This is a genomic window from Amycolatopsis nigrescens CSC17Ta-90, assembly GCF_000384315.1.
Taxonomy (GTDB): domain Bacteria; phylum Actinomycetota; class Actinomycetes; order Mycobacteriales; family Pseudonocardiaceae; genus Amycolatopsis; species Amycolatopsis nigrescens.
In genome coordinates this window covers 8,636,020-8,656,356 of sequence record NZ_ARVW01000001.1, presented here as the reverse complement: position 1 = coordinate 8,656,356, position 20,337 = coordinate 8,636,020, and the positions used below count along the sequence as shown (strand labels likewise).

20 protein-coding genes are annotated in these 20,337 nt (G+C 68.8%); 10 read left to right on the top strand and 10 right to left on the bottom strand.

From position 1 onward, the window contains the following. Positions 1-87: 87 nt before the first annotated feature. Both AMYNI_RS0141015 and AMYNI_RS0141010 read left to right on the top strand, forming a co-directional pair. On the top strand, positions 88-1,221 hold the full coding sequence (locus AMYNI_RS0141015) for an FAD-dependent oxidoreductase (protein WP_040406256.1): 1,134 nt from the start codon (positions 88-90) through the stop codon (positions 1,219-1,221). Continuing rightward, on the top strand, positions 1,218-1,853 hold the full coding sequence (locus tag AMYNI_RS0141010) for a DUF3159 domain-containing protein (protein WP_020673954.1): 636 nt from the start codon (positions 1,218-1,220) through the stop codon (positions 1,851-1,853). The genes AMYNI_RS0141015 and AMYNI_RS0141010 overlap by 4 nt, the downstream gene beginning before the upstream one ends. Before the next feature lie 107 nt (positions 1,854-1,960). Here the strand turns inward: AMYNI_RS0141010 and AMYNI_RS0141005 are convergent, their stop codons facing one another. Next, on the bottom strand, positions 1,961-3,091 hold the full coding sequence (locus AMYNI_RS0141005; RefSeq protein WP_020673953.1) for a serine hydrolase domain-containing protein: 1,131 nt from the start codon (positions 3,089-3,091) through the stop codon (positions 1,961-1,963). Between the two features lie 52 nt (positions 3,092-3,143). Here AMYNI_RS0141005 and AMYNI_RS0141000 point away from each other — a divergent pair, with 52 nt between their 5' ends. Beyond that, positions 3,144-3,554 carry a MerR family transcriptional regulator gene (locus tag AMYNI_RS0141000; protein ID WP_020673952.1) on the top strand — a complete coding sequence of 137 codons (411 nt, stop codon included), beginning with the start codon at positions 3,144-3,146 and terminating at the stop codon, positions 3,552-3,554. Here the strand turns inward: AMYNI_RS0141000 and AMYNI_RS0140995 are convergent. Then, positions 3,533-4,756 carry a PucR family transcriptional regulator gene (locus AMYNI_RS0140995; RefSeq protein WP_020673951.1) on the bottom strand — a complete coding sequence of 408 codons (1,224 nt, stop codon included), beginning with the start codon at positions 4,754-4,756 and terminating at the stop codon, positions 3,533-3,535. The two genes, AMYNI_RS0141000 and AMYNI_RS0140995, sit on opposite strands and share 22 nt — an antisense overlap. Before the next feature lie 100 nt (positions 4,757-4,856). Between AMYNI_RS0140995 and AMYNI_RS46695 the strand changes: the two genes are divergently transcribed. Beyond that, the gene (locus AMYNI_RS46695) at positions 4,857-5,849 is read left to right on the top strand and encodes an extracellular catalytic domain type 1 short-chain-length polyhydroxyalkanoate depolymerase (RefSeq protein ID WP_020673950.1); all 993 of its coding nucleotides are present in this window, start codon (positions 4,857-4,859) and stop codon (positions 5,847-5,849) included. Positions 5,850-5,905: 56 nt separating this feature from the next. Here the strand turns inward: AMYNI_RS46695 and AMYNI_RS0140985 are convergent, their stop codons facing one another. Then, positions 5,906-6,505: a TetR/AcrR family transcriptional regulator gene (locus AMYNI_RS0140985; protein ID WP_020673949.1), complete on the bottom strand. Its 600-nt coding sequence runs from the start codon at positions 6,503-6,505 to the stop codon at positions 5,906-5,908. A 78-nt stretch (positions 6,506-6,583) separates the two neighbouring features. Here AMYNI_RS0140985 and AMYNI_RS0140980 point away from each other — a divergent pair, with 78 nt between their 5' ends. Further along, entirely contained in the window at positions 6,584-7,477 is an 894-nt protein-coding gene (locus AMYNI_RS0140980) for an aldo/keto reductase (protein WP_020673948.1), read from the top strand. 150 nt (positions 7,478-7,627) lie between these two features. Next, on the top strand, positions 7,628-8,863 hold the full coding sequence (locus tag AMYNI_RS48695; RefSeq protein WP_020673947.1) for an HNH endonuclease signature motif containing protein: 1,236 nt from the start codon (positions 7,628-7,630) through the stop codon (positions 8,861-8,863). A 274-nt stretch (positions 8,864-9,137) separates the two neighbouring features. On the opposite strand, the gene AMYNI_RS0140970 is transcribed toward AMYNI_RS48695, so the two are convergent. Then, positions 9,138-10,019: an SDR family oxidoreductase gene (locus tag AMYNI_RS0140970; protein WP_020673946.1), complete on the bottom strand. Its 882-nt coding sequence runs from the start codon at positions 10,017-10,019 to the stop codon at positions 9,138-9,140. Between the two features lie 85 nt (positions 10,020-10,104). Here AMYNI_RS0140970 and AMYNI_RS0140965 point away from each other — a divergent pair, with 85 nt between their 5' ends. Beyond that, positions 10,105-10,683 carry a TetR/AcrR family transcriptional regulator gene (locus AMYNI_RS0140965; RefSeq protein WP_026361560.1) on the top strand — a complete coding sequence of 193 codons (579 nt, stop codon included), beginning with the start codon at positions 10,105-10,107 and terminating at the stop codon, positions 10,681-10,683. Between the two features lie 126 nt (positions 10,684-10,809). Further along, positions 10,810-11,829 carry an esterase-like activity of phytase family protein gene (locus AMYNI_RS0140960; RefSeq protein WP_020673944.1) on the top strand — a complete coding sequence of 340 codons (1,020 nt, stop codon included), beginning with the start codon at positions 10,810-10,812 and terminating at the stop codon, positions 11,827-11,829. A 2-nt stretch (positions 11,830-11,831) separates the two neighbouring features. Here the strand turns inward: AMYNI_RS0140960 and AMYNI_RS0140955 are convergent, their stop codons facing one another. Beyond that, complete coding sequence (locus AMYNI_RS0140955) at positions 11,832-13,271, bottom strand: CoA transferase (RefSeq protein WP_026361559.1); 1,440 nt, start codon at positions 13,269-13,271, stop codon at positions 11,832-11,834. 92 nt (positions 13,272-13,363) lie between these two features. Here AMYNI_RS0140955 and AMYNI_RS0140950 point away from each other — a divergent pair, with 92 nt between their 5' ends. Further along, positions 13,364-14,209, top strand: coding sequence for a LysR family transcriptional regulator (locus tag AMYNI_RS0140950; protein WP_026361558.1), 846 nt, complete (start codon positions 13,364-13,366; stop codon positions 14,207-14,209). A 146-nt stretch (positions 14,210-14,355) separates the two neighbouring features. Here AMYNI_RS0140950 and AMYNI_RS0140945 read toward each other — a convergent pair whose 3' ends face one another. Continuing rightward, positions 14,356-14,865: a peptidase inhibitor family I36 protein gene (locus tag AMYNI_RS0140945; protein ID WP_020673941.1), complete on the bottom strand. Its 510-nt coding sequence runs from the start codon at positions 14,863-14,865 to the stop codon at positions 14,356-14,358. Positions 14,866-15,067: 202 nt separating this feature from the next. Between AMYNI_RS0140945 and AMYNI_RS0140940 the strand changes: the two genes are divergently transcribed. After that, complete coding sequence (locus AMYNI_RS0140940) at positions 15,068-16,114, top strand: helix-turn-helix transcriptional regulator (protein WP_020673940.1); 1,047 nt, start codon at positions 15,068-15,070, stop codon at positions 16,112-16,114. 12 nt (positions 16,115-16,126) lie between these two features. Here the strand turns inward: AMYNI_RS0140940 and AMYNI_RS0140935 are convergent, their stop codons facing one another. Genes AMYNI_RS0140935 through AMYNI_RS0140920 form a run of 4 tightly spaced genes read right to left on the bottom strand, consistent with a single transcriptional unit; the run spans position 16,127 to position 20,258 of the window. Then, positions 16,127-17,212 carry a glycoside hydrolase family 172 protein gene (locus AMYNI_RS0140935; protein ID WP_020673939.1) on the bottom strand — a complete coding sequence of 362 codons (1,086 nt, stop codon included), beginning with the start codon at positions 17,210-17,212 and terminating at the stop codon, positions 16,127-16,129. A 10-nt stretch (positions 17,213-17,222) separates the two neighbouring features. After that, positions 17,223-18,032: a carbohydrate ABC transporter permease gene (locus tag AMYNI_RS0140930; protein ID WP_026361557.1), complete on the bottom strand. Its 810-nt coding sequence runs from the start codon at positions 18,030-18,032 to the stop codon at positions 17,223-17,225. Further along, positions 18,019-18,927, bottom strand: coding sequence for a carbohydrate ABC transporter permease (locus AMYNI_RS0140925; RefSeq protein ID WP_020673937.1), 909 nt, complete (start codon positions 18,925-18,927; stop codon positions 18,019-18,021). The genes AMYNI_RS0140930 and AMYNI_RS0140925 overlap by 14 nt, the downstream gene beginning before the upstream one ends. Then, entirely contained in the window at positions 18,924-20,258 is a 1,335-nt protein-coding gene (locus tag AMYNI_RS0140920) for an ABC transporter substrate-binding protein (protein ID WP_020673936.1), read from the bottom strand. Before AMYNI_RS0140920 ends, AMYNI_RS0140925 begins: the two co-directional genes overlap by 4 nt. Between the last annotated feature and the right edge of the window lie 79 nt (positions 20,259-20,337).

Sequence of the window (20,337 nt, the reverse complement as noted above, 5' to 3'; positions counted from 1 at the left end):
AACACGTTTCTTCACCGATCGATGGAGTTTCGCCCTGACTCGACGTAGAGTGTTCTTCATCAAGCGATGAAGAATGGGGTTGACGGGATGAGAGTGATCGTGATCGGTGCCGGTCTTGGCGGGTTGACGCTCGCGCACGGGCTACGCCGGGCGGGTATCGAAGTGGTGGTGTACGAGCGAGACGGTGCGTTGGGCCGTCCGCAGGGCGTCAGCCTGCATCTCGATGACCGAGGCGGGTCGGCGCTGCGGGCGTGCCTGCCGCCGGCACAGGTCGCGATGGTGGAGGCCACCACGGGCGGACCGCGCGAGCAGACCCTGACGTTGTCCGAAGTGGACGGAGCACTCGCTGTCGTTGGCACTCGGCCCGCCGACGGCATGGCGGGCCGGGCGCTGCCCGGCAGGCAGGTTCATCGTCCGTTGCTGCGTGCGATTTTGCTGACGGGGCTGGCGGACGTGGTTCGGTTCGGGGCGGAGTTCACGCGGTTCGAGCGGCGGGCCGACGGCACGGTGGGGGTGTGGTTCGCCGACGGCAGCAGGGATACCGCGGACGTGCTGGTCGGCGCGGACGGGATCGGTTCGGCGGTCCGCCGCCGGTACCTGCCGCAGGTTCGGGTGGCCGACACGGGCCGGCGCATGCTGATGGGCGCGACCCCGCTGCGCGCCGTCGTCGGTACCGGGCTGCCCGGGCTGATCGGCGACAGCCCCGCCGCTGCACGGGTGCGCGGCACGACCATGGCGCTGGGCGTGCTGAGGTTCGGCGAGCCGCCCGAAGCCGCGCGGCAGCGGTGGCTGCCCGCCCTGCGCCAGGCTGCGGTCGCCGAGGTCGAGGACTACCTGATGTGGGCCGTGCCCGTCACGCAGGACCCGCCAGGTCCGGCCGCGGTGTGGCGCAGAGCCAAGGAACTGACCAAGGAACTGCCCCCGGTCCTGCGGTCGGTCGTCGACCAGGCGTGGCCGGAGGTCACGGTCGCACTGCGGATCGGCATGATCCCGCCCCCGCCTGCCTGGCCCGCCGGCCCGGTGACGGTCATCGGCGACGCCATCCACTTGGCCCCGGGTTTCGGCGGCAACCTGGCCATGCGGGATGCGCACCACCTCTGCGAGGCGCTGGTCGAGGCGCACCGCGGCCAACGCGACTTGCTCGACGCGGTTGGTTCCTACGAGGACACCATGCGCCGGAACAGCTTCGCCACGCCTGTCGCGACGAAGGCAGGTAGATGAGCCTCGACGTGCTGACCCAGAAGTCCCTGTCGGTGTTCAGCGCGGTGGGTGGTTGGCGCACCGTCGCGGAAGGTGTCGCGTCGCGGGCGCTGTTCCTCGTCGCGTATCTGCTGACCGGGCAGGTGTCGGCGTCCGCGCTGATCGCGATCGGCGGCGTGCTCGTGTTCGCCGTGGTGCGCATGTGCACCGATCGCAAGTTCTGGCAGCCGGCGGTCGGGCTGGCCGTGGTCGGGGTGTCCGTGCTGCTGGCCGGGAGCACCGGGCAGGCGGCCGACTTCTACCTCATAACCGTCCTCACCCAGGCAGGCGCCGGCGTGGTGTTCGGAGTGTCGATGCTGGTGCGATGGCCGGTCATCGGGCTGGCCATGGGCTTGGTCACGGGCACAGCGCGCGGTGAACGCCTTGCCTGGCAAGCTGATCGCCGGCAACGGCGGCGCTATCAGCTGTGCACGGCGGTGTTCCTGGCGAAGTTCGGTATCGCCACGGCGTTCCTGTTGCCGCTGTACTCCGCCGGAAAGGTAATCCCGCTCGGGATCGTCGCTACGCTGCTGGGAGGCGCGCCCGCCGCGGGCGCCTGCGTCTACCTGAGCTGGCGGATCCTGCGCAGGGGAACCGACATGGCCGTCGGCTAGGGGCCGATCCTTGAGCGCATCACCGGCACGGGAACCCCCGAAGAACGACCCGGGCAGCGGCGGGTGGTTCGCCGCTGCCCGGGTCGGTGACGTGAGCGTCACGGTGTTTATCGGAGTGCGTCGTAGATAGCGGTGACGTAGCTGCCGCTGCGGTCGGAGCCGATGATGCCGGGCGCCATCTTGTTCATCATGTAGGAGATCGTCATGCGCCGGTCGAGGTCCATGATGATCATCGAACCGCCCCAGCCGCCCCAGAAGCAGATCTTTCCGTCGGGTATCCAGGGAATGGTGTCCTGGCGGGGCAAGCCGTAGCCGATGCCCCAGCGCAGTGGGATGCCAAGGCCAAGGTCCACGCCGTTGGCCTGCTCGTCGAAGATGAGGTCGATGGTGTCCTGGCCGAGCAGGCGGACCCCGTCGAGCTCGCCGCCGCGGGCGATCACGGACAGGATCCGCGCGACGGAGCGGGCGTTGCCGTGCCCGTTCACCGCGCCGATGTCCGCGCGGCGCCAGCCGGGGGAGTTGGCCTCGTCGGCGTCCAGGGCGGGGCCGGTCAGGGTTTTGCCCATCACGCTGTCCGCGCTCAGGTCGAACTGCGCCGGGGGCGGCGGGACCACGTTCGCGATCCGGTGCCAGTCCTTCTCCGCGGCGCCGAGCTGGAAGTCGGCGCCAAGCGGGCCGGCGATCTCCTCGGCGACGAACCGCTTCAGGGGTTTGCCGCTCACCCGGCGGATCACCTCGCCGATCAGGTGCCCGAAGTTCGTCGCGTGGTAACCGGAGGCCGTTCCCGGTGCCCACCACGGTGCCTGCGCGGCCATCCTGGCGGTGGACTTGGCCCAGTCGTAGAGGTCGGCAACCGCCGCGGGCTGGTCGAGCCCGGAGACCCCGGAGGTGTGCGAGAGCAGGTGGCGGACTTCGACGTCCTGCTTGCCGGCCGCGGCGAACTCCGGCCAGTACTTCGCGACCGGTGCGTGGACGTCCAGTTCGCCGCGGTCGACCAGCATGAGCGCGGCCAGGCTGGTGACGGTTTTCGTGGTCGACCACACGTTGGTGATGGTGTGTTCGTCCCAGGCGACGGTGCGGGCCGGGTCGCGGAACCCGCCCCACAGGTCGATGACGATCTCGCCGTCGATGTCGAGAACCAGGGACGCGCCCAGTTCCTCGCCTGAGTCCACGTTCTGTTCGAGTGCGTTGCGGACGGTGTCGAAGCGGGCGTCGTTCGTGCCCCGGATGTCGGTCATGGCCGCTACGCTAGAACCTGACGTTGACGTCAGGGGCAAGGGTGAGGTTGAAGTGCGCATCGGTGAGCTGGCCGCCAGGACGGGCGTGAGCGTCCGGGCGCTGCGGTACTACGAAGAGCAGAACCTGCTGACCTCGGCACGCAGCCCGAGCGGACAGCGGCAGTATCCGGACAGCGCGACCGGTCGCGTTCAGTTGATTCAGCAGCTCTACGCGGCGGGACTTTCGAGCAGGACGATCCTGGGCATCCTGCCGTGCGTCGTGACCGGCGAGGTGACCCCGGAGCTGCTCGACCGGCTGGCCGCCGAGCGGGACCGCATCAACGGGCGGATCGACGCTCTGACGGCGACCCGGGACCGGCTCGACACCATCATCGGCACCTCAACCAAGTCCATGGCCGCGGGAAAGCCCTGCGCCGTACCGGGCAACGCCACGGTGCCGGACTATTCGAGGGCGGCCCGCTGATCGAGCCGGCGGATCACCAGCGCGGCCCCGATCCGTTGCAGCTGCTGGGGATCGGCCGGGTCCAGCCCGGTCAGCGCGGCGGACCGGCGTACCCGGTAGTCCACAGTGTTCGGGTGCAGGTGCAGGGCTGCCGCGGTGCGCCGGCGATCCAGGCCCAACCGCAGGTAAGTTTCCACAGTGGACAGCAGGTCCGGGTGCCGCTCCAGCGGTTCGAGCAGCTTTCCCAGCTCCTCGCGGGCGGCGCTCGGCCTGGTCAGCTGGTACTCCAGCAGCACGTCGGTCAGCTGGTACAGGCCGGGGGGTTTGCCCAGCGCCACAACGAGTTCCAGTAGCTCGGCGGCCTGCTGCGTCGCCGGGGAGACCTGGCGCGGCTCGGCGAGGACCCCCGCCGCCCGCACCGCGACCCCGATGGCCGCACCGACGTCGGCCATCAGCTCGGCGAAGTCGGTGTCGGTCGCCGGCAGCAGCGCGGTGCCGCCGGTGGGATCGAGCAGGGCCAGCATCCCTTCGCCCGCTGACCTGCGCAGCACCTCGGTGGCCCGGTATAGCTTGCGCTGCGCGGCCATCGCGGCGGCCACCCCGGCGGCCCGCTCGTCCTCGTGCTGGTCGAAGGTCAGGGCCAGCACCAGATAGCGCTCGGGCAGCTGGATCCCGGCGCGGGCGGCCGGTTCCTCGAGCGGTTCTCCCCGCAACAGCGCGGAGAGCAGGGTGTACCGGCGATGCTGCTCGTCGCTGTCCATCCGGCGGCGCTCTTCCAGGTACGCCGCCGCGACCGCGGTGCCGGCGCGCTGGATGTAACCCAGCACGAGTTCGGTGCAGGTCAGCACGTCGGCGAAGTCCTCCGGTCGCGCGTCGGCGATCATCGTGCGCCAGGTCTCCAGCATGCCGGTGCTGTACGCGGCCATCACGGCGTCCAGCGGGAAGCCCTCACCGGCGCGCTGGGTGGCCGAGATGGTGATCGGCCCGGACAGGTCGGCGTGCTCGGGGCTGACCCGGTGCCGCAGGGACTGCGCGAACACCTGCAGGTTCGCCTCGGTGGTGCGGACGATGTGGATCAGCTCGTGCTCGGACAACCGTTGGTAGGAGGGGATCTCCTGGCCGAGCTGGCGCACCAGCCGGTGTGCGAGCCGGCGCCGCTCGGTGAGCAACCAGCGGTACAGCACGGTGCCGTTGATCGTCAGGGGCGCCTTGTGATCGGTCATAAGATCCGTCTACCACCGTTGGACTTCCTCCGATAGCCAGTAAGCGATTTGAGCGCCCAGGATGTGCGTGAGGAGATCACATCCACGAGGGAGAGCTGTGATGAGAAACAAGATTCGCCGCGCGCTGGCTGTGGTAGCGGCGATCGGGGTCGCGCTGCCGCTGGCGGTGGGCACGGCGTCTGCATCGCAGGCAAGCGATGAGCGCGGCGTGTTCCGCAACGCCGCGGGATTGCTCCAGTACGAGGTGCACCTGCCGCCGGCTTACCAACCGGGCAAGCAGTTGCCGGTCGTGGTGGCGCTGCACGGCTGCGGGATGACCGGCTACGAGGCCAACTCGATGAAGGCGATGAGCCGGTTCAACGAGGTGGCCGACGCCAAGGGTTTCATCGTCGTCTACCCGGCCCAGGACATCGGCCGCAATCTGGTCCTGTGCTGGAACGCGAACGTGCCCGCACACCAGAAGCGGGGCAGCGGGGAACCCTCGCTCCTGGCCGGGGCCACCGCGGACGTGGTGAACCGCTACCACGCCGATGCCAAGCGGGTGCATGTGGCCGGCGCTTCGTCGGGTGCGGCGATGTCGGTGATCATGGCGGTGACCTACCCCGACGTGTACGCGTCGGCCGCACCGCTGGCCGGGGGTGAGTACGCCTTCGATCAGTACCTGCCGAACCCGGACAAGGTGAGCCCGGTGGACACCGCGAAGCTGGCCTACGCCCAGATGGGCCCGCGCGCGCGTCAGGTGCCGATCCTGATCACACAGGGCGATGCCGACAAGACGGTGGACCCGATCAACGCGCAGCGTCTGGTCACGCACTGGGCCGCCATCGACGACCTGGCTGTGGACGGACAGCTCAACGGGGACGTGGACGACGTGCCAGACGCCACCGAGCACGTGGCCAGGCCGGGAGAGTATCCGTACACGCACGCCAGCTACACCGCTCGTGCCGGCGGTGCCCCGCTGATCGAGAAGTACTTCGTGGAGGGCCTGGCACACAAGTGGCCCGGCGGCGGCACGGGCCAGTACGCGGACCCGATGGGCCCGTTCATCTCCGGGATCATCTGGGACTTCTTCGCCACCCGGCACCTGCCCTGAGCGAGACACTCCGGTGGGCGGGACTCGCTGAGTCCCGCCCACCAGCGCGGTGATCGTCAATCGGCCGCTTTCGGCCGCAGCGCGTCCATGACCAGGTCGAGCAGTCGCTCGGTCTGGTCGGGCTCGTCGCCGGTTGTCGTGGTGAGGAGGATCCCCAGCAGCATCACGGTGATGTCCCGCGGGTCGATGTCGGTGCGGAGCGAGCCGGTTTCGGCACCGCTGGCCAGGATCGTGGCGATGGCGGCGGTTATCCGTTCCCTGGTGGCCGGGGTGGCGATCCGGCCCGATGCCCAGCCGGCGCGGAGTGTGTCAGCCATGCCGCGCTTGGTCGCGATGAAGGCGGCGTAGCGCCCCATCCACGCGCGCAGTGCCGCGTCCGGCGGAAGTTCCTGGAGTAAGGCGGGAACGCAGCCGGTGACGTCGTCGAGTTCGGCGGCGTACACGGCCTCCACCAAGGCTTCGCGGGTCGGGAAGTGCCGGTACAGCGTGCCGATGCCGACGCCGGCGTCGCGAGCGATGCCTTCGAGCGGGACGGTGTCGTCGGCTGCCGCGAAGGCGGCCCTGGCGACTTGGACGAGCTTGTCGCGGTTGCGCTGCGCGTCGGCCCTGGGGGCGCGCGGGCCACGAGGCTTGTTCTCGGAGTCGGCCGAACTCAATGCGGAGGCACCTCCGGTATAGTGAGACAGAGCGGAGGTCCCTCCGCTTCGCCTATCGTCTCATGCGGGAGGACTCCCATGACAAAGTTCACGCGCGCCGGCGGGGCCGGGACGCTCGGCGGCCACACGGTGTCCCGGATCGGATATGGCGCGATGCAGCTGGAGCGCCTGCACGCCGATCGCGGCGCAGCGATCGCCCTCCTGCGCCGGGCCGTGGAGCTCGGCGTCGACCACGTCGATACCGCCCAGTTCTACGGCGACGGCTTCGTCAACGGGCTCATCCGCGACGCTTTCGGCCCCGAGGACGGCGTCGTGATCGTCAGCAAGGTCGGCGCCGATCCCGACCCGGGTGGCGCCATTCCGCTCCGTCCCGCCCAGCGGCCCGAGGAGCTGAGGGCGAGCGTCGAGGACAACCTCGAATCCCTTGGCCTCGACCGGATCCCGGTGGTGAACCTGCGCCGCCTGGACACCGGGCCAGGGCTGCGCGCCGAGGGCGACCAGCTCGTCGACCTCGACGACCAGCTCGCGGTGATGACCGCGCTGCGCGACGAGGGCAAGATCGGCGCGATCGGCCTCAGCGGCGTCACCCTGGACGGACTGCGCCAAGCCCTTCCCGCCGGGATCGCCTGCGTCCAGAACTCCTACAGCCTGGTGGCCCGCGGCGATGAGGACATGCTCCGGCTCTGCACCGACGCGCACATCGCCTGGATACCGTTCTTCCCGCTGGGCGGCGCCTTCCCCGGCATGCCGAAGGTGGCCGACGAACCGGCCGTGACCGCCGTCGCGCGGTCCCTCGGCTACCGCCCCGCACAGGTCGGCCTCGCCTGGCTGCTGCACCACGCTCCGAACGTGCTGCTCATCCCCGGCACCGCGAACACCGGCCATCTCGAAGCGAACATCACCAGCGCAACGATCGTCCTCGACGACACCGCCATGGCCGCGCTGGACGCCGCCCAGCCAAATTCTGCCTAGGCTGCGTCGAGCAAGGGTTCGTTTCCGCCTGGCTCACGCTCCGTGGAACAGGTTTCGACAACGCTTTTCCCTCTTTCGTGTTTGGCCTCTGGCGGTTTTTGTCGGGGTTTGGCGGTATTATGGAGGTGCATTCAAACTACGGGGGTTCGCATGTTGTATGTTGATTTCAGTATGTTACCGCCGGATTGGTTGTCGTCGATGAATGCGGCGTCGATTGAGCGGCTCGATGTGTCGCAGGCGGTGGGGGTGGTGATCTCGGCTCGGCGGGCGATCTGTCGTATGCAGGCGGTGCAGGCCTGCGCGATCGCGCAGGTCAGCCGGGCCCGTGGCGGGGCGCGGTGGGTGGCGGATGAGTTGGCGCCGGAGTTGCGGTTGTCCCGTGAAACGACCGCGACCCGGGTAGCGTTGGCCGATGCGCTGGTATCGCGGATGCCGTGCCTGTTGGCGGCGATGGTCGAGGGTGAGTTGGATATCGAGAAAGCCCGTCAAGCCTTTGATGGGGTGGCGGTGTTGTCGGATGAATTGGCCCGTCATGCCGATGAAATCCTGGCCGATCGCATCGGCGAAAAGAATCCGAGCAACTGGCGGAAAACGGTCACTCGCGTTGTCGCGGCCCTCGATCCCGAAGGCCAGCAGGCGCGGGCTGAAGCCCGCAGGAAGCAGCGGCGGGTCGAGTTGCACCACGAGCCCGACACGATGGCCTCCTTGTGGGCCTACCTCCCGGTTGAGATCGCGACCGCGGTGTACGCCCGCATCGACATGCTCGCCCGGAAGCTTCGGGTCGGCGATGAAACCCGCACGCTGGACCAGCTTCGGGCCGATGTGCTGGCGGAGTTGCTGCTCGGTAAGGGCTGGGAAGGCTTGGCCGCTCAGGTGTTCATCCACATACCGCTCGACACCGCGTTAGGCATCCGCGATGACGGCTGCGAGCTGGTTGGCCACGGCCCCATCCCCGGTGAGATCGGCCGCCACATCATGAACCAACCGGGTTCGGTGTGGCGGAAGGTGTTGACCGATCCGGTTTCAGGCACCGTCCGCGATCTCGGCCGCAAGAGGTACCGTCCGCCCGCTGATCTCGCCGAACTGGTTCGAGTGCGTGACCGCACCTGCCGGGCGCCGGGCTGTAACCGTCCCGCGCAACGCTGCGACACCGACCACTGCACGGCGTGGTCGGAAAACGGGGACACCTGCGAGCACAACCTGTGCTGCCTCTGCCGCCACCACCACCGCCTGAAAGACGAGCCCGGGTGGACCTTCGAGTTCGACCCGGCCACGGCTGATTTAACGGTCACCACTCCGACCGGCCGCAGCTACTCGACCAGACCGGAGCCGCTGCTCGATCCGCCGCCACCACCGAAGATCACCAACGGGCCACCACCATTCTAGTCGCCTTGCGGGCGACGCGAGGCAAAATTTCGCTCCCCGCATCGCGTTACGTCGTTGGTCACCAGCGAAATTTCACCCCGCACCGGAAAGATCAGGTCCCGCGGGCAGCCGTGGTGGTTCCGCCGCTGCTCGAGCCGCCACCCTGCTAGCGCTCTGTCCAGACAGGAGCAGGTCGGGGTAAACACAGCTCGGTCACGCCGCAGCCGACGAACGGGGGATGTCTAATGTGGACTGAATCGTGACCGGAGGGGGTTCTGCCTTGAGGCCAATGTGCTCAGGGCTGGATGTTTTCCAGGTCCTCCAGCAGGCTCGGGTGCTTGGGCGTCCAGCCGAGCGCCTGCCGGCTGTGGGTGCTGGACGAGGGTTGGTCGGCTGCGAAGATCGGGCCGAGGGGGCCGTAGGTATCCACCGGCACGGACTCGACCGGCAGGCCAAGCCGCCGTCCGATGACCGCGGCGATGTCACGCACCTGGTCGCCCTCGTCGGCCACGGCGTGCCAGGCGGTGCCGGCTTCGGCCTGTTCCAGGGCGAGCCGGAAGAGGACCGCGGCGTCGAGTGCGTGCACAGCCGGCCATCGCTGCGTGCCGTCGCCCGGGTAGCCGGACACTCCGCTCTGACGCGCGATCCCGGTCAACACGCCGGCGAACCCGCCCGTGCCCTCGTTGTGGACGGTCCGCGGCAGGCGTACGGCCGAGCTCCGGACTCCGCGCGAGGCCAGGCCCAGTACTCCCGTGACCGCGCGACCGCGACCACCGACCGGCCCCTCGGTCGGAATCGGGTCGGCCTCGGTGGAGGCGCGGTCCGGCACGGCGGGCGTGCCCGAACAGGTGACGAAGGGACGGTCGCTGCCGACGAGTGCTTCGCCGAGGGTGGCGAGGGCGGCGCTTTCCTCGGCGACCGCTTTCGCCAGGGCTTCGGGGCTGCTGAAGTCGTTGGCGAAGGCCAGGTGGATCACCCCGTCAGCCTGAGCGGCGCCGGCGCGGAGAACGTCCAGGTCGCCGAGAGCGCCCCGGATCGGCTCGGCCCCGGCCGCCGAGACGGCCTGCACCGAGGCGTCGGAGCGGGCGAGCGCGAGGACGGTGTGGCCGTTGCCGAGAAGCTCGGCGACGACGGCGGACCCGATCAGACCGGTGCCGCCGGTGATGAAGACGCGCATGGACCTCTCCTGCAAGTGATGGGACTCTTGTCCCGTCACGCTACCACGGCGACGGGACAAGAGTCCCATCACCTATGATGGACCCATGGGTCGATGGGAACCGGGAGCGCGCGAACGCCTCGTCGTGGCTGCCGTCGACCTGTTCACCGAGCAGGGGTACGACGCCACGACCGTCGCGCAGATCGCCGAGCGCGCCGGGGTCACCAAGAGCACCTTCTTCCGACACTTTCCCGACAAACGCGAGCTGTTGGTCGCCGGGCAGGAGACGCTGAGCCGGCTGCTGACCGAGGGCATCGCCGAGGCGCCCGTCGACGCCAGCCCGCTCGAGACGGTCGCCGCCGGTCTGGAGCGCGCCTCGACCGCGTTGGGCCCGATGAGCCGGGAGATCGCCCCGCGGCTGAAGGCGGCCGTCGCCGCCTGCGTCGAACTTCAGGAGCGTGACGCACTCAAGAGCGTCAGCCTCGCGGCTGCCATGACGACCGCTCTGGTCGCCCGCGGTGTGCCAGACCCGACCGCGGCGCTCGCGGGCGAGCTGGGTGTCCTCGCTTTCAAGCGGGGCTACGCCGAGTGGTCCGAAGGCGACCATGACGCCAAGGACGAACTCGCCGGCTACATCCTGACGGCCCTGGACGAGCTGCGCGCGGCGAGCGCATCGCTGGGCTGACCGGACGATCTCACTCGCGGACAGTTCGATCATCGTTCAGGGGAAAGCCATTTGCCGGAAGGCGTTCATTCGGCCCGAGCCGGAACGTTAGGCTGACCCGATTTCCCTGATCCGAGGACGGACATAGTGACCGAATCCCGTGCCTTCTGCCTCCTCGCCGGTTCGGTGCTGGCGGCCGCTGTCGTGACCGGCGGTGTTGCGCACGCCGGCCCGGTGACCTCGGCCGATGCCACCCCGGTGGCCTGGCCAGGCGGCAGTTCGGTGACGCCCGCGGACGCCGCGGACGTCTTCGGCGAGGACCTCAGCGGCCTGTACCAGGAGGGCAACGTGCTGTGGGCGGTGCAGAACTCCGGGAAACTGTGGCGGCTGCTGCCCAACGGCTCCGGCGGCTGGACCCCGGACACCGCGGCCGGATGGTCGTCGGGAAAGGAACTGCGTTTCCCGGGCGGCTCGGGCACCCCGGACGGTGAAGGCGTGACGTTGTCCGGCTCCGGAGGCGGGGTGTTCGTCTCCAGCGAACGCAATGACGACGCGTCCGACACGAGCCGCACGTCCGTGCTCCGGTATGACGTGAGCGGAACCGGATCCACCTTGTCCGCCACCGGGGAATGGAACCTGACCTCCGACCTGCCCCCGGTGGGCGCCAACCTCGGCTTCGAGGGCATCAGCTGGATTCCTGACTCCTCCCTGACCGGTGCGGGGTTCACCGACGCTTCGACCGGCGCGGCCTACGATCCTGCCCGTTATGGCTCCCACAGCGGCGGCGTGTTCTTCGTCGGCGTCGAGGGCGAAGGCATGGTTTACGGCTACGTGCTGGAGGATTCCGGCAGCTACACCCGCGTGGCCTCGTTCAGCAGCGGGATGAGCGGAGTCATGGAGTTGCAGTGGGAGCCGCAAGCCTCCCGCCTGTGGGTCGTCTGCGACGACACCTGCGACGGTGAGCACCGCACGATGAAGATCGACGCGTCCGGCAATTTCGCGACCACCGCGGTGCACCACCGGCCCGCCGGCATGCCCAACCTCAACAACGAGGGCTTCGCGCTGGCCGGCGTGAGCGAATGCGCCGGCGGCTCCAAGCCTGTCTACTGGGCCGACGACGGCAACGACGATGGTCACGCACTGCGCAAAGGCACCGTCGCCTGCTGACGTCAGCGGGAGATCCATTCCGGACGTGAGCTACCCAGCTGGGGAGTCGTCCTCGACCAGCGGGGTGGTGTCTCGGACATCCGGATGACGGGGCCGAGGCTTTTCAGGTCGCCGTAGCCGGTGCCATCGTCGGTGACCGCATAACGCTCGAACTCGTCCGGCCGGAGCCGGCCGGGCGCGTTTTCGAAGCCACTGATCAGTCCCTGGCGTTGCAGGAGCATCGCGGACTGGCCGAGTGAGACCTGCACGCGGTAGGTTCCGCCTTCGCGCGCGCGACGGGCGAGCGCGAGCATGGCACCGAAGCTCGCCAGGAACCCGGTGAGGAAGTCGCAGAGGTAGACCGGCGTCAACTTCGGCCGGCCGGCCTCGGTCATCCGGCCCTGGAGGTCGCAGATTCCGGTGACCGCCTGGGCTATCTGGTCCCAGCCGGCACGTGTTTCGAACGGGCCGCCCGACCCGAAGCAGTTGACGCTCACGTACACCAGGCCGGGGCGGTCCTCGGCGAGTTCGCCTGCTCCGAACCCGTGCGCTTCGAGACGATGCGGGCGGTATCCCTCGATGAACACGTCCGCGTCGCGGGCCAGCTCGCGCAGTCGTGCGGCCTCGTCCGGCTTGGTGAAGTCGAGGTAGGTGCTGCGTTTGCCGTGGCTGGTGTCGCGCACGAACGGGGGTACCTGGGGGAGATGCGGGGCGGTGACCATGAGTACGTCGGCTCCGTGCTCGGCCATGCCAAGGCCGGCGGTGGGGCCGGCCAGGATGCGGGTGAGGTCGAGAACCCTGATACCGGACAGTGGGTCGCCGCCACCCGGCAGCGGTTCGGGCGCGCTGTCGCCGATCTTGGTGATTTCCACGACGGGACGCGAGGCGAGATAGGCGCCGTGCGGATGGGCCAGCCATTCTTCCGCGGTGCGAACGACTCCACCGCAGGCGCCGGCGGCGGCGATGGCGTCTTCGAGATCGTCGGCCTTCCAGGTGCGGACCGCGGCTCGAACCGATTCGGGAGCGGGCGCGCAGCGCAGCACCTCCAGCACGCGGCGCTCGAGGTGCGGCAGGTTGAAGTGCGGTACGAACCAACGGTTGTCCGCGGTCTGCCAGGGCTGGGTGAGTGACACCATGTGCTCGACGTCGGGGGACAGCGGGGCGGGCCGATACTCGCCTGTCGCGTCGCGGACGAGGGTCATGTCCTCGCCGCCGAGCGCCGTGGCGGCCGCGGCTCGCACGTCGACGTCGATGCTCTGGCGGCGACCGGTGCGCAGTTCCCACAGGTCGTTCGCCGCCACCGCGCGTGCGGCCAGAGCGCCGGCGAGGGTCGCTCCGATGCGGAAAGGGGATACGAACAGCGGGTCCGATCCGCTGATCGTCACCTCGTCGCGGGCGAGCTGCCCACCTCGGATCGCCATGAGTTCGTCGAAGGCACTGGGGTTTCTTGATGTTGTGCTCATTGATTTCGACGGTAGGCAGCCGGGTCCGCCGGGGGAAATGCCGTTGGGGAGGCATCGATGCGCCCCGGGCATAGATCGGTAGAGTGGGCATCGTGGAGGTGGAGCTGCGGCACCTGCGGGCGTTCGTCGCGGTCGCGACGAAGCGCTCGTTCACCGCGGCCAGCCGCGAGCTCCTGATCACCCAGCCCGCACTGACCCGCACCATCCAGCAGCTGGAAACGACGGTGCGGGCCCGGTTGCTGGAGCGCACCTCCCGCAGCGTCGAGCTCACCGACACCGGCAGGGAACTGCTCGACCGACTGCGTGGCGTGCTCCACGACCTCGACGCGGCCCTGATCGCGGTCAGCGGGCGCGCCGGCCTGCGGGTCGGCTTCCAGTGGGCGCTGCCCGATCCGTGGATCAGCGACCTGCTGTCAGCGTTCGAGACCGCCACCGGCGCGACCGCGACGCTGCTCCGCCGGGACGACATCGTGACCGCCCTGAAGTCGGGAGACGTCGATGTCGCCTTGGTACGCGCCCCGGTGCACGCCTCCGGCATCACCCAGACCGTGCTGTTCGAGGAAGACCGGGTGGCGGCGGTCCCGGCCGAATCGCCCCTGGCCGCCCGCACGGAGCTGGACTGGTCGGAACTGGCCGAGCACCCGCTGGTCGTCAACACCGTCAGCGGAGCGACGAGCGCGGACCTGTGGCCACCCGGGCACCGGCCAGGGCAGGTGATCGAATGCGGCAGCTACGACGAGTGGCTCACCATCATCGCCGCCGGACGCGGGATCGGATCCACCACGACCTCGGCCGCCGAGGCGCACATCCACGCACGGGTCGCCCATCGGCCGCTGAAAGGCGCACCGCCGGTTGCCTTGCGACTGCTGTGGCCGGTCCGCCGCAAGGGCGACACCCTACTGCGGCGTTTCTGCGAACTCGCCTCGTCCACCCGTTGACGAGTCCCTCTTCTCCCGAACGGTCGCTGCCGGAGCGCGGTGCCTTCGGGTCTTCATGGCCGGCGGCCCCGAATCGTAAGCGGCGTTGGGCCGGGCCTCGGGTGAGGCCCTGCCCAACGCCGCTTGCGCAATTAGGTTGAGTGCGGTCAGCGGCAGACGAGGCTGGATGCCCTGTCCTGTGCGTCTTCACCGACCCAGCGTGAAGCGGTGTACGGGATTTCCGTCCACAGCCTCAGGCCGTAAGCGCCGGAGTGTTCCCATACTTCGACCCTGCGTGCCGTGTTGTTCACCCAGGAGCTGGCCACGTCGTTGAAGCCGAAGGAGGGAAGTTCGATGACGTAGGCGCAGCTGCTTTCGTTGAACGAGACCATCCACCCCTTGAAATCGGAGTGTTCCCACAGGCAGAACTGGTTGAACCCGCACTGTTCCGGCCCCGCCGCGTCCGCGGTCAGGGACACGCCGCTGTCGCGCCAGGTGACGGTAGTCGGGCTGGTCTGGATGGCGTCCGGTTGCCCAGCCACGATGTGGTCGATTTGGTCTTGCGCAGGAGTGTTCTCGGCGTTCGCGACCCCAGCCCCGGTGAGCAAGGCCAGACCCGCCGCTACGCCCGCGAGCAGCGTGATCAGGCCACGCCGCGGTCTATTTTCGTTGTTCATGATTCCCCTCTATTTTTGTTGTTTGCTGATGACTTCACGTTCGGAACTTTCGCTGACCGGCGAGCGGGCGAACACGGTGAAAATTGTGGGTTGCCAGCCGCCGCTCCGATGCGCTAGCGGACTTGCGGGCGTTCGAGTTGGCACCAGGGGCTTCCCTTTCGGGCGGTGCGGCGCACGGTGGCGGTGATTGAGACTCGTCGATATGACCCAGTACCTGGACCGGTTGGCTCGCGAGCTGCGCGCGGTGGTGTCGCAGCGTCCCGCGCCGGCCGAACTGGGGGAGGCGGTGTCCCGGCTGATCATGCCGTGGATACCGCACGATGGCTCGTGCTTGCAGGGAATGCATCCGATGACGGCGATCGGCTCGTTCGCCTTCGCGCACCGGCTGAACGGCGAGTACAACCGCGTGCGGACGCACGAGATCTATCTCGGCAACGCCCCGGGTCGCCCGGACAACCTGGCGCGCGATCGGGTTCCGGTGCACCTGGTGGACGCCGGACAGACGCGACGGTTGCCCGACGGCACTCGGAAGTTGCTGGTGCGGCACGGGATGAGCGGTGATCTGCGAGTGGTGCTGCGCAGCGCGCACGGGGTATGGGGAATGCTGTGCTTGCAGCGCGAAGGACGAGGACGGTCCTTCGGCGCGGCGGACGTCGAGCGGGTGACCCACCTGATTCCACCGTTGGCCGCGATGTTGCGGGACTACGTGATGACCGGCCCCTTGATTCCGGCCGGTCCGGCCCTGTCCCCGGGAGTGATCGTGGTGCGCGGCGACAACACCGTACGCAGTGTGACCACAGAAGCTGCCGCGTGGATGCGTGAACTCTACCCGGGTGGTCGTCCGCCGGAGGCGGCTGCCGCGGAATACGCGTACTCGGTGTCGCTGGCCGCGCGGGCACGTCTGCGCGATCCCCAAGCCCTTCAGCCGCTAACCTGCACGCCATCGGCGTATTGCGGACGTTGGGTCACCGGGCATGCTCAACCCCTCGATGAACAGGCGACGGGTGAAGTGGCCGTCATCGTCCAGGCGGCCGGCGGGCCGCTGCTGCTCGCCACACTCGCGGCGTGGTACGGCATCACCGCGCGCGAACGTCAGGTCGTCGAGCACCTGTGCGCGGGCGAGGCGCCCAAGCGGATCGCACGCCGACTGGACGTGTCGGTGAACACGGTCAACGGGCACGTGCGCGAGGTGTACCGCAAGACCGGACTGGCCGGGCGCGACGAACTGGCCGCGGTGATCGCCGGGTAGCCAGGTGCGGTGTCATTCCGAGCGGGGGAGGCGCTCGTGCACCGGCGGTAGTCCGAACGGCCGGTGCGGCAGCGTCTGGTACCAGTACGCGACAGAGGAGATGTCGTCCGAGCGCTTGTTGGCGTGGCCGTGCTCGATGGTGACCCGGATGGATCGTTCGAAGATCACCGGGTCCTCGATGTGGAACCGGTACAGCGAGATCTGGCCCTTCCAGTTGTGGTTCCCGGGCAGGGTGATGCCGTGGTACGGGGCGTGGTAGGCCTGGGTCGGGCACCAGGCGGTGTTGAAGTAGTCCTCGGTTCCGGTGCCGTGCAGCCGGGGCGGGAACGACTCGCCGTCGATGAAGATCATGTCGTCACCTTCGCCGTACCAGTCCCAATCGGTGTTGCCGGACAGGTTGTGGACGTTCAGCACGCAGCCCACGTAGTGCCCCCTGCCTTCGGCGTCCAGGATCAGGTAGTTGCCCTCGCCGGTCAGGTTCGTGCCTTCCAGCAGGAATTCGGCGTTGCTCTGCTCGCCTTGCTCCACACCGTCGGTGGGGTTCTCCCGCCGCCATTGCGCGTGGAAGTAGCCGAGGTCCGGTTCGGCGCGGGCGTAGGACTCGTAGTCGATGTAGTAGTAGAAGTAGACCGGCTCCGCGGCCAGTTCGCTGACCAATTCGATCCGCGCCCGCTCGGCGAAGGGCATGGCGAACCAGCAGTTGAAGCCCTTGCCGTCCTGTGGGCTCATCTGCAGCGGCGCGGACGCGAAGTTGGTGGTCTTGCCGTGCCCGACCCCGAAGAAGTCGCCCAGCGGTACCAGCACGCTCGGGTCGTTCCCGCTGTCCCAGGTGATCCGCAGGACCAGCCGGCGCAGGTAGTCGGTCTCCGCCGCGTGCGGACCTTCCTTGAAGGGCAGCGCCACGGTGCACCAGATGTGCGTGACCGCGCCCGGGCCGGTCAGGTCGGCCAGTGTCACGGTCTCGCCAGGCCGGACGGTGAGCCGGTCGTCGTTGCCACCGTCGCGGTCCCAACTCGACGCCCGCCCGCGCCGCGCCGAGCGCAGCCGGGGCAGGTCGCGCAGGCTGCTGCCGAAGAATCCGTAGCCGCCGTCGGTCATTCCGCGCTCCTCACTTCAACCCGGTGGTCTTCAACGACTCCACCAGCCGGCGCTGGCCCAGTGCGAATACGACGATCGTGGGGATCGCCGCGAGCACCGACGCGGCCAGCACGTAGTGGTACTTCTGGGCGTACTGGCCCTGCAAGGACGCGATCGCCACCTGTACGACGCGCAGGTCCTCGTCCTGTGTCACGGTCAGCGGCCAGATGAACGAGTTCCAGGTGGCCAGGAAGAACAGCACCGCGAGCGAGGCCAGCACCGGCCGGGACAGCGGCAGCACCACGTGCCAGTACAGCCGCAGATAGCCGCAGCCGTCCAGGTACGCCGCGTCCTCCAGTTCGCCGGGCAGGTTCAGGTAGAACTGCCGGAGCAGGAAGATGCCGAACGCGTTGAACAGCGCGGGCACGATCAGCCCGGCGTAGCTGTCCACCATGCCCAGCGCCCTGGTCACCAGGAACAGTGGCACCAGGATCACCGGCAGCGAGATCAGCATCGTCGCCACGATCGCGGCGAACGCCACACCACGGCCGCGGAACCGCAGCCGTGCCAAGGCGTAGCCGGCCATGCTGTGCAGCAGCAGTGCCAGCACGGTGACCGCAGTGGACACCAGCGCGCTGTTGCCGAGGTAGGCGAGGAACGGCACCTCGGTGAGCACGTAGCCGAAGTTGTGCAGGGTCAGTGCCGACGGCCAGGAAAGCGAGAACACCTCGTCGCCGGGCCGGAACGCGGCCAGCGCCAGCCAGAGCATCGGCAGCACCGTGACCAGCGCCACCAGCCAGGCCAGCAGCGGCACCCAGGGGAACGGTCTACCTCGCCTCATCGAACCGGCCTCCCCGGGTCAGTGCGAACAAGGTGCCGGTCAGCAGGATCAGCGCGGCCACCACCAGCCCGCAGATCGCCGCCGCGTAACCGAACCGGCCGTACAGGAACGCCTGCTGGTAGGCGTAGTAGATGACGGTGGAGGTGGAGTTCGCCGGGCCGCCCTTGGTCACCACGTACACCAGGTCGAAGGCGAGCATCCCGGTGATCGCGTTGATGATCGAGGTGACCAGCACGAAGAAGCTGGTCGGCCGCAGCCCCGGCCAGGTCACGTGCCAGAACCGCTGCCAGGCGCCGGCACCGTCCACAATGGCCGCGTCGTAGAACTCTCCCGGGATGTCCTGCAACCCGGCCAGGAAGATCAGCATCTGGTAGCCCATCAGGAACCAGACGCTGATCGCCACCAGCGTCGGCACCGAGAACGCCGGATCGCCAAGCCAGGACACGTCGCCGAGGCCGAGCGGCGCCAGAATCCTGCTCACCGCACCGGTCTTGTCGGTGAGCAGGAACTTCCACAGCACGCCCACCACGACCAGGCTGATCACGTTCGGCAGGAACAGCGCGGTGCGGACGAACCCGACCCCGCGGAACGGCTTGCGCACCAGCAGGGCGAGGCACAGCCCCACGACGAACGCGGCGGGCACGAACAGCACGGTGTACAGCACGGTGACGCCGAAACTCTGCCACAGCAGCTTGTCCCCGGCCATCAGCCGGTAGTTGTCCAGCCCGGCGAACTCCAGCTTGCCGAAACCGTCCATGTCGAACAGCCCGATGACCAACGCGAGCACCATCGGGATCGCCACGAACACCAGCAGCCCGAGCCCGTCCAGCGCGAGGAACCCGAACGCGGCCCTGCCCTCACCCTTGCGTCCCCGCCGGGTGCTCTGTGCCTTCACAGGATCGACGCCCCTTCGTAGCTGGCGAGGAAGCGGTCGATCTGCGCTGCCGCGTCCGCGGCGGCCTGCCCCGGGTCGGCGCCGTCGAGCTGGCAGGCCTGCAAAGTGTCCGAGATGGCCCGGTACACCTCCACCGGATAGCGCGGCTCGCCGACCGCGATCGGCGCGATCTGCTCGGCGAACATCCGGTACACCGGGGTGTCGAAGTCACCGGCGCGTTCGGCCGCCCGCAGCACCGAACCGCGCACCGGGAGGTTCTTCTTGATCCGGGTGTTCCACTGCCGGCCCCGCTCGATGCAGGCCGGGTCGTCGGTGCCCAGCGCCCACACGATGAACCGGGCCGCCGCTTCCGGGTCGCGACCGCGCGCGTTCGCGCAGAGCGCCCAGCCACCCGCGGTGGTGATCGGTTTCCCGCCAGGCGGAAGCGGAAGGGGAGCGGCGCCGAAGCGGAACTCCGGCTCCTGCTCGGCGATCTCACCGATCGCCCAGATCCCGGTCTGCTGCATCGCGCAGTACCCGCCGGCCAGGTTGGAGATCGAGTCGTTGCCGCCGGTGCCCTTGGCCTGCCTCGGCGCGGTGCCCAGCTCGGTGGCCTGCTGCCACAACCGCAGCGCGGCGCGCGTCGCCGGGCTGTCGAAGGTGCTCCGCCGCTGATCAGGCGAGATCGGCGAGCCATCACCCATCCACAGGAACGGGTACCAGGTGAAGTTCTGGTAGTAGCCGGGATCGGTGGCGAACAGCATGCCGAATCGGTCGGAGGTGGTGAGTTTCCTGGCCACCTCGAGCAGTTGTTCCCAGGTCCGCGGCACGTCGGCGGCGGAGAGCCCGGCTTGCTCGAACGCCTCCTCGCTGTAGAACAGCGCCACCGGCTCGCTCTCCAGCGGCAGCCCGTAGACCCCGTCGTCGAAGGTGCGGCTGTTCAGCGAACCGGGCAGGTAGTCCGCGCGCACCTGGGGCGTGAGCAACGGGGACAGATCGGTGAGCACGCCCGCGTTGTGGTAGCGCAGGAAATCGCCGGGGCTGAGCAGGAAGATGTCCGGCCCCTCGCCCGCGCTGAACGCGGTCTGCAGCGTGGGACCGTTGATGTAATCCGTATTGGACACATAACGCAGCCGCACCTGGACCTGGTTGCCGGCGTTCCACTCGGCGGCCAGCCGCGCGATCCACTCGTTCTGGGTCTTCGACGTGCCGCCGGGCCCGATGAAGTTCCAGAACGAGAGTGCAGACGTTGAATCGGAGGACGAACCGGAGCAGCCGCTGAGCGCGCCCGCGACGCCAAGGCCGGTGGCCAGCGCGCCGCCGCGGAGCAGGCTCCGCCGGGAGATCGTCATCCCGCCTCCTCAGCTCAAACTGAGTAAACGATTTCCCAGCACGCTAGTCAGAGATCGGGGTCGAGGTCAACGGGTGCCG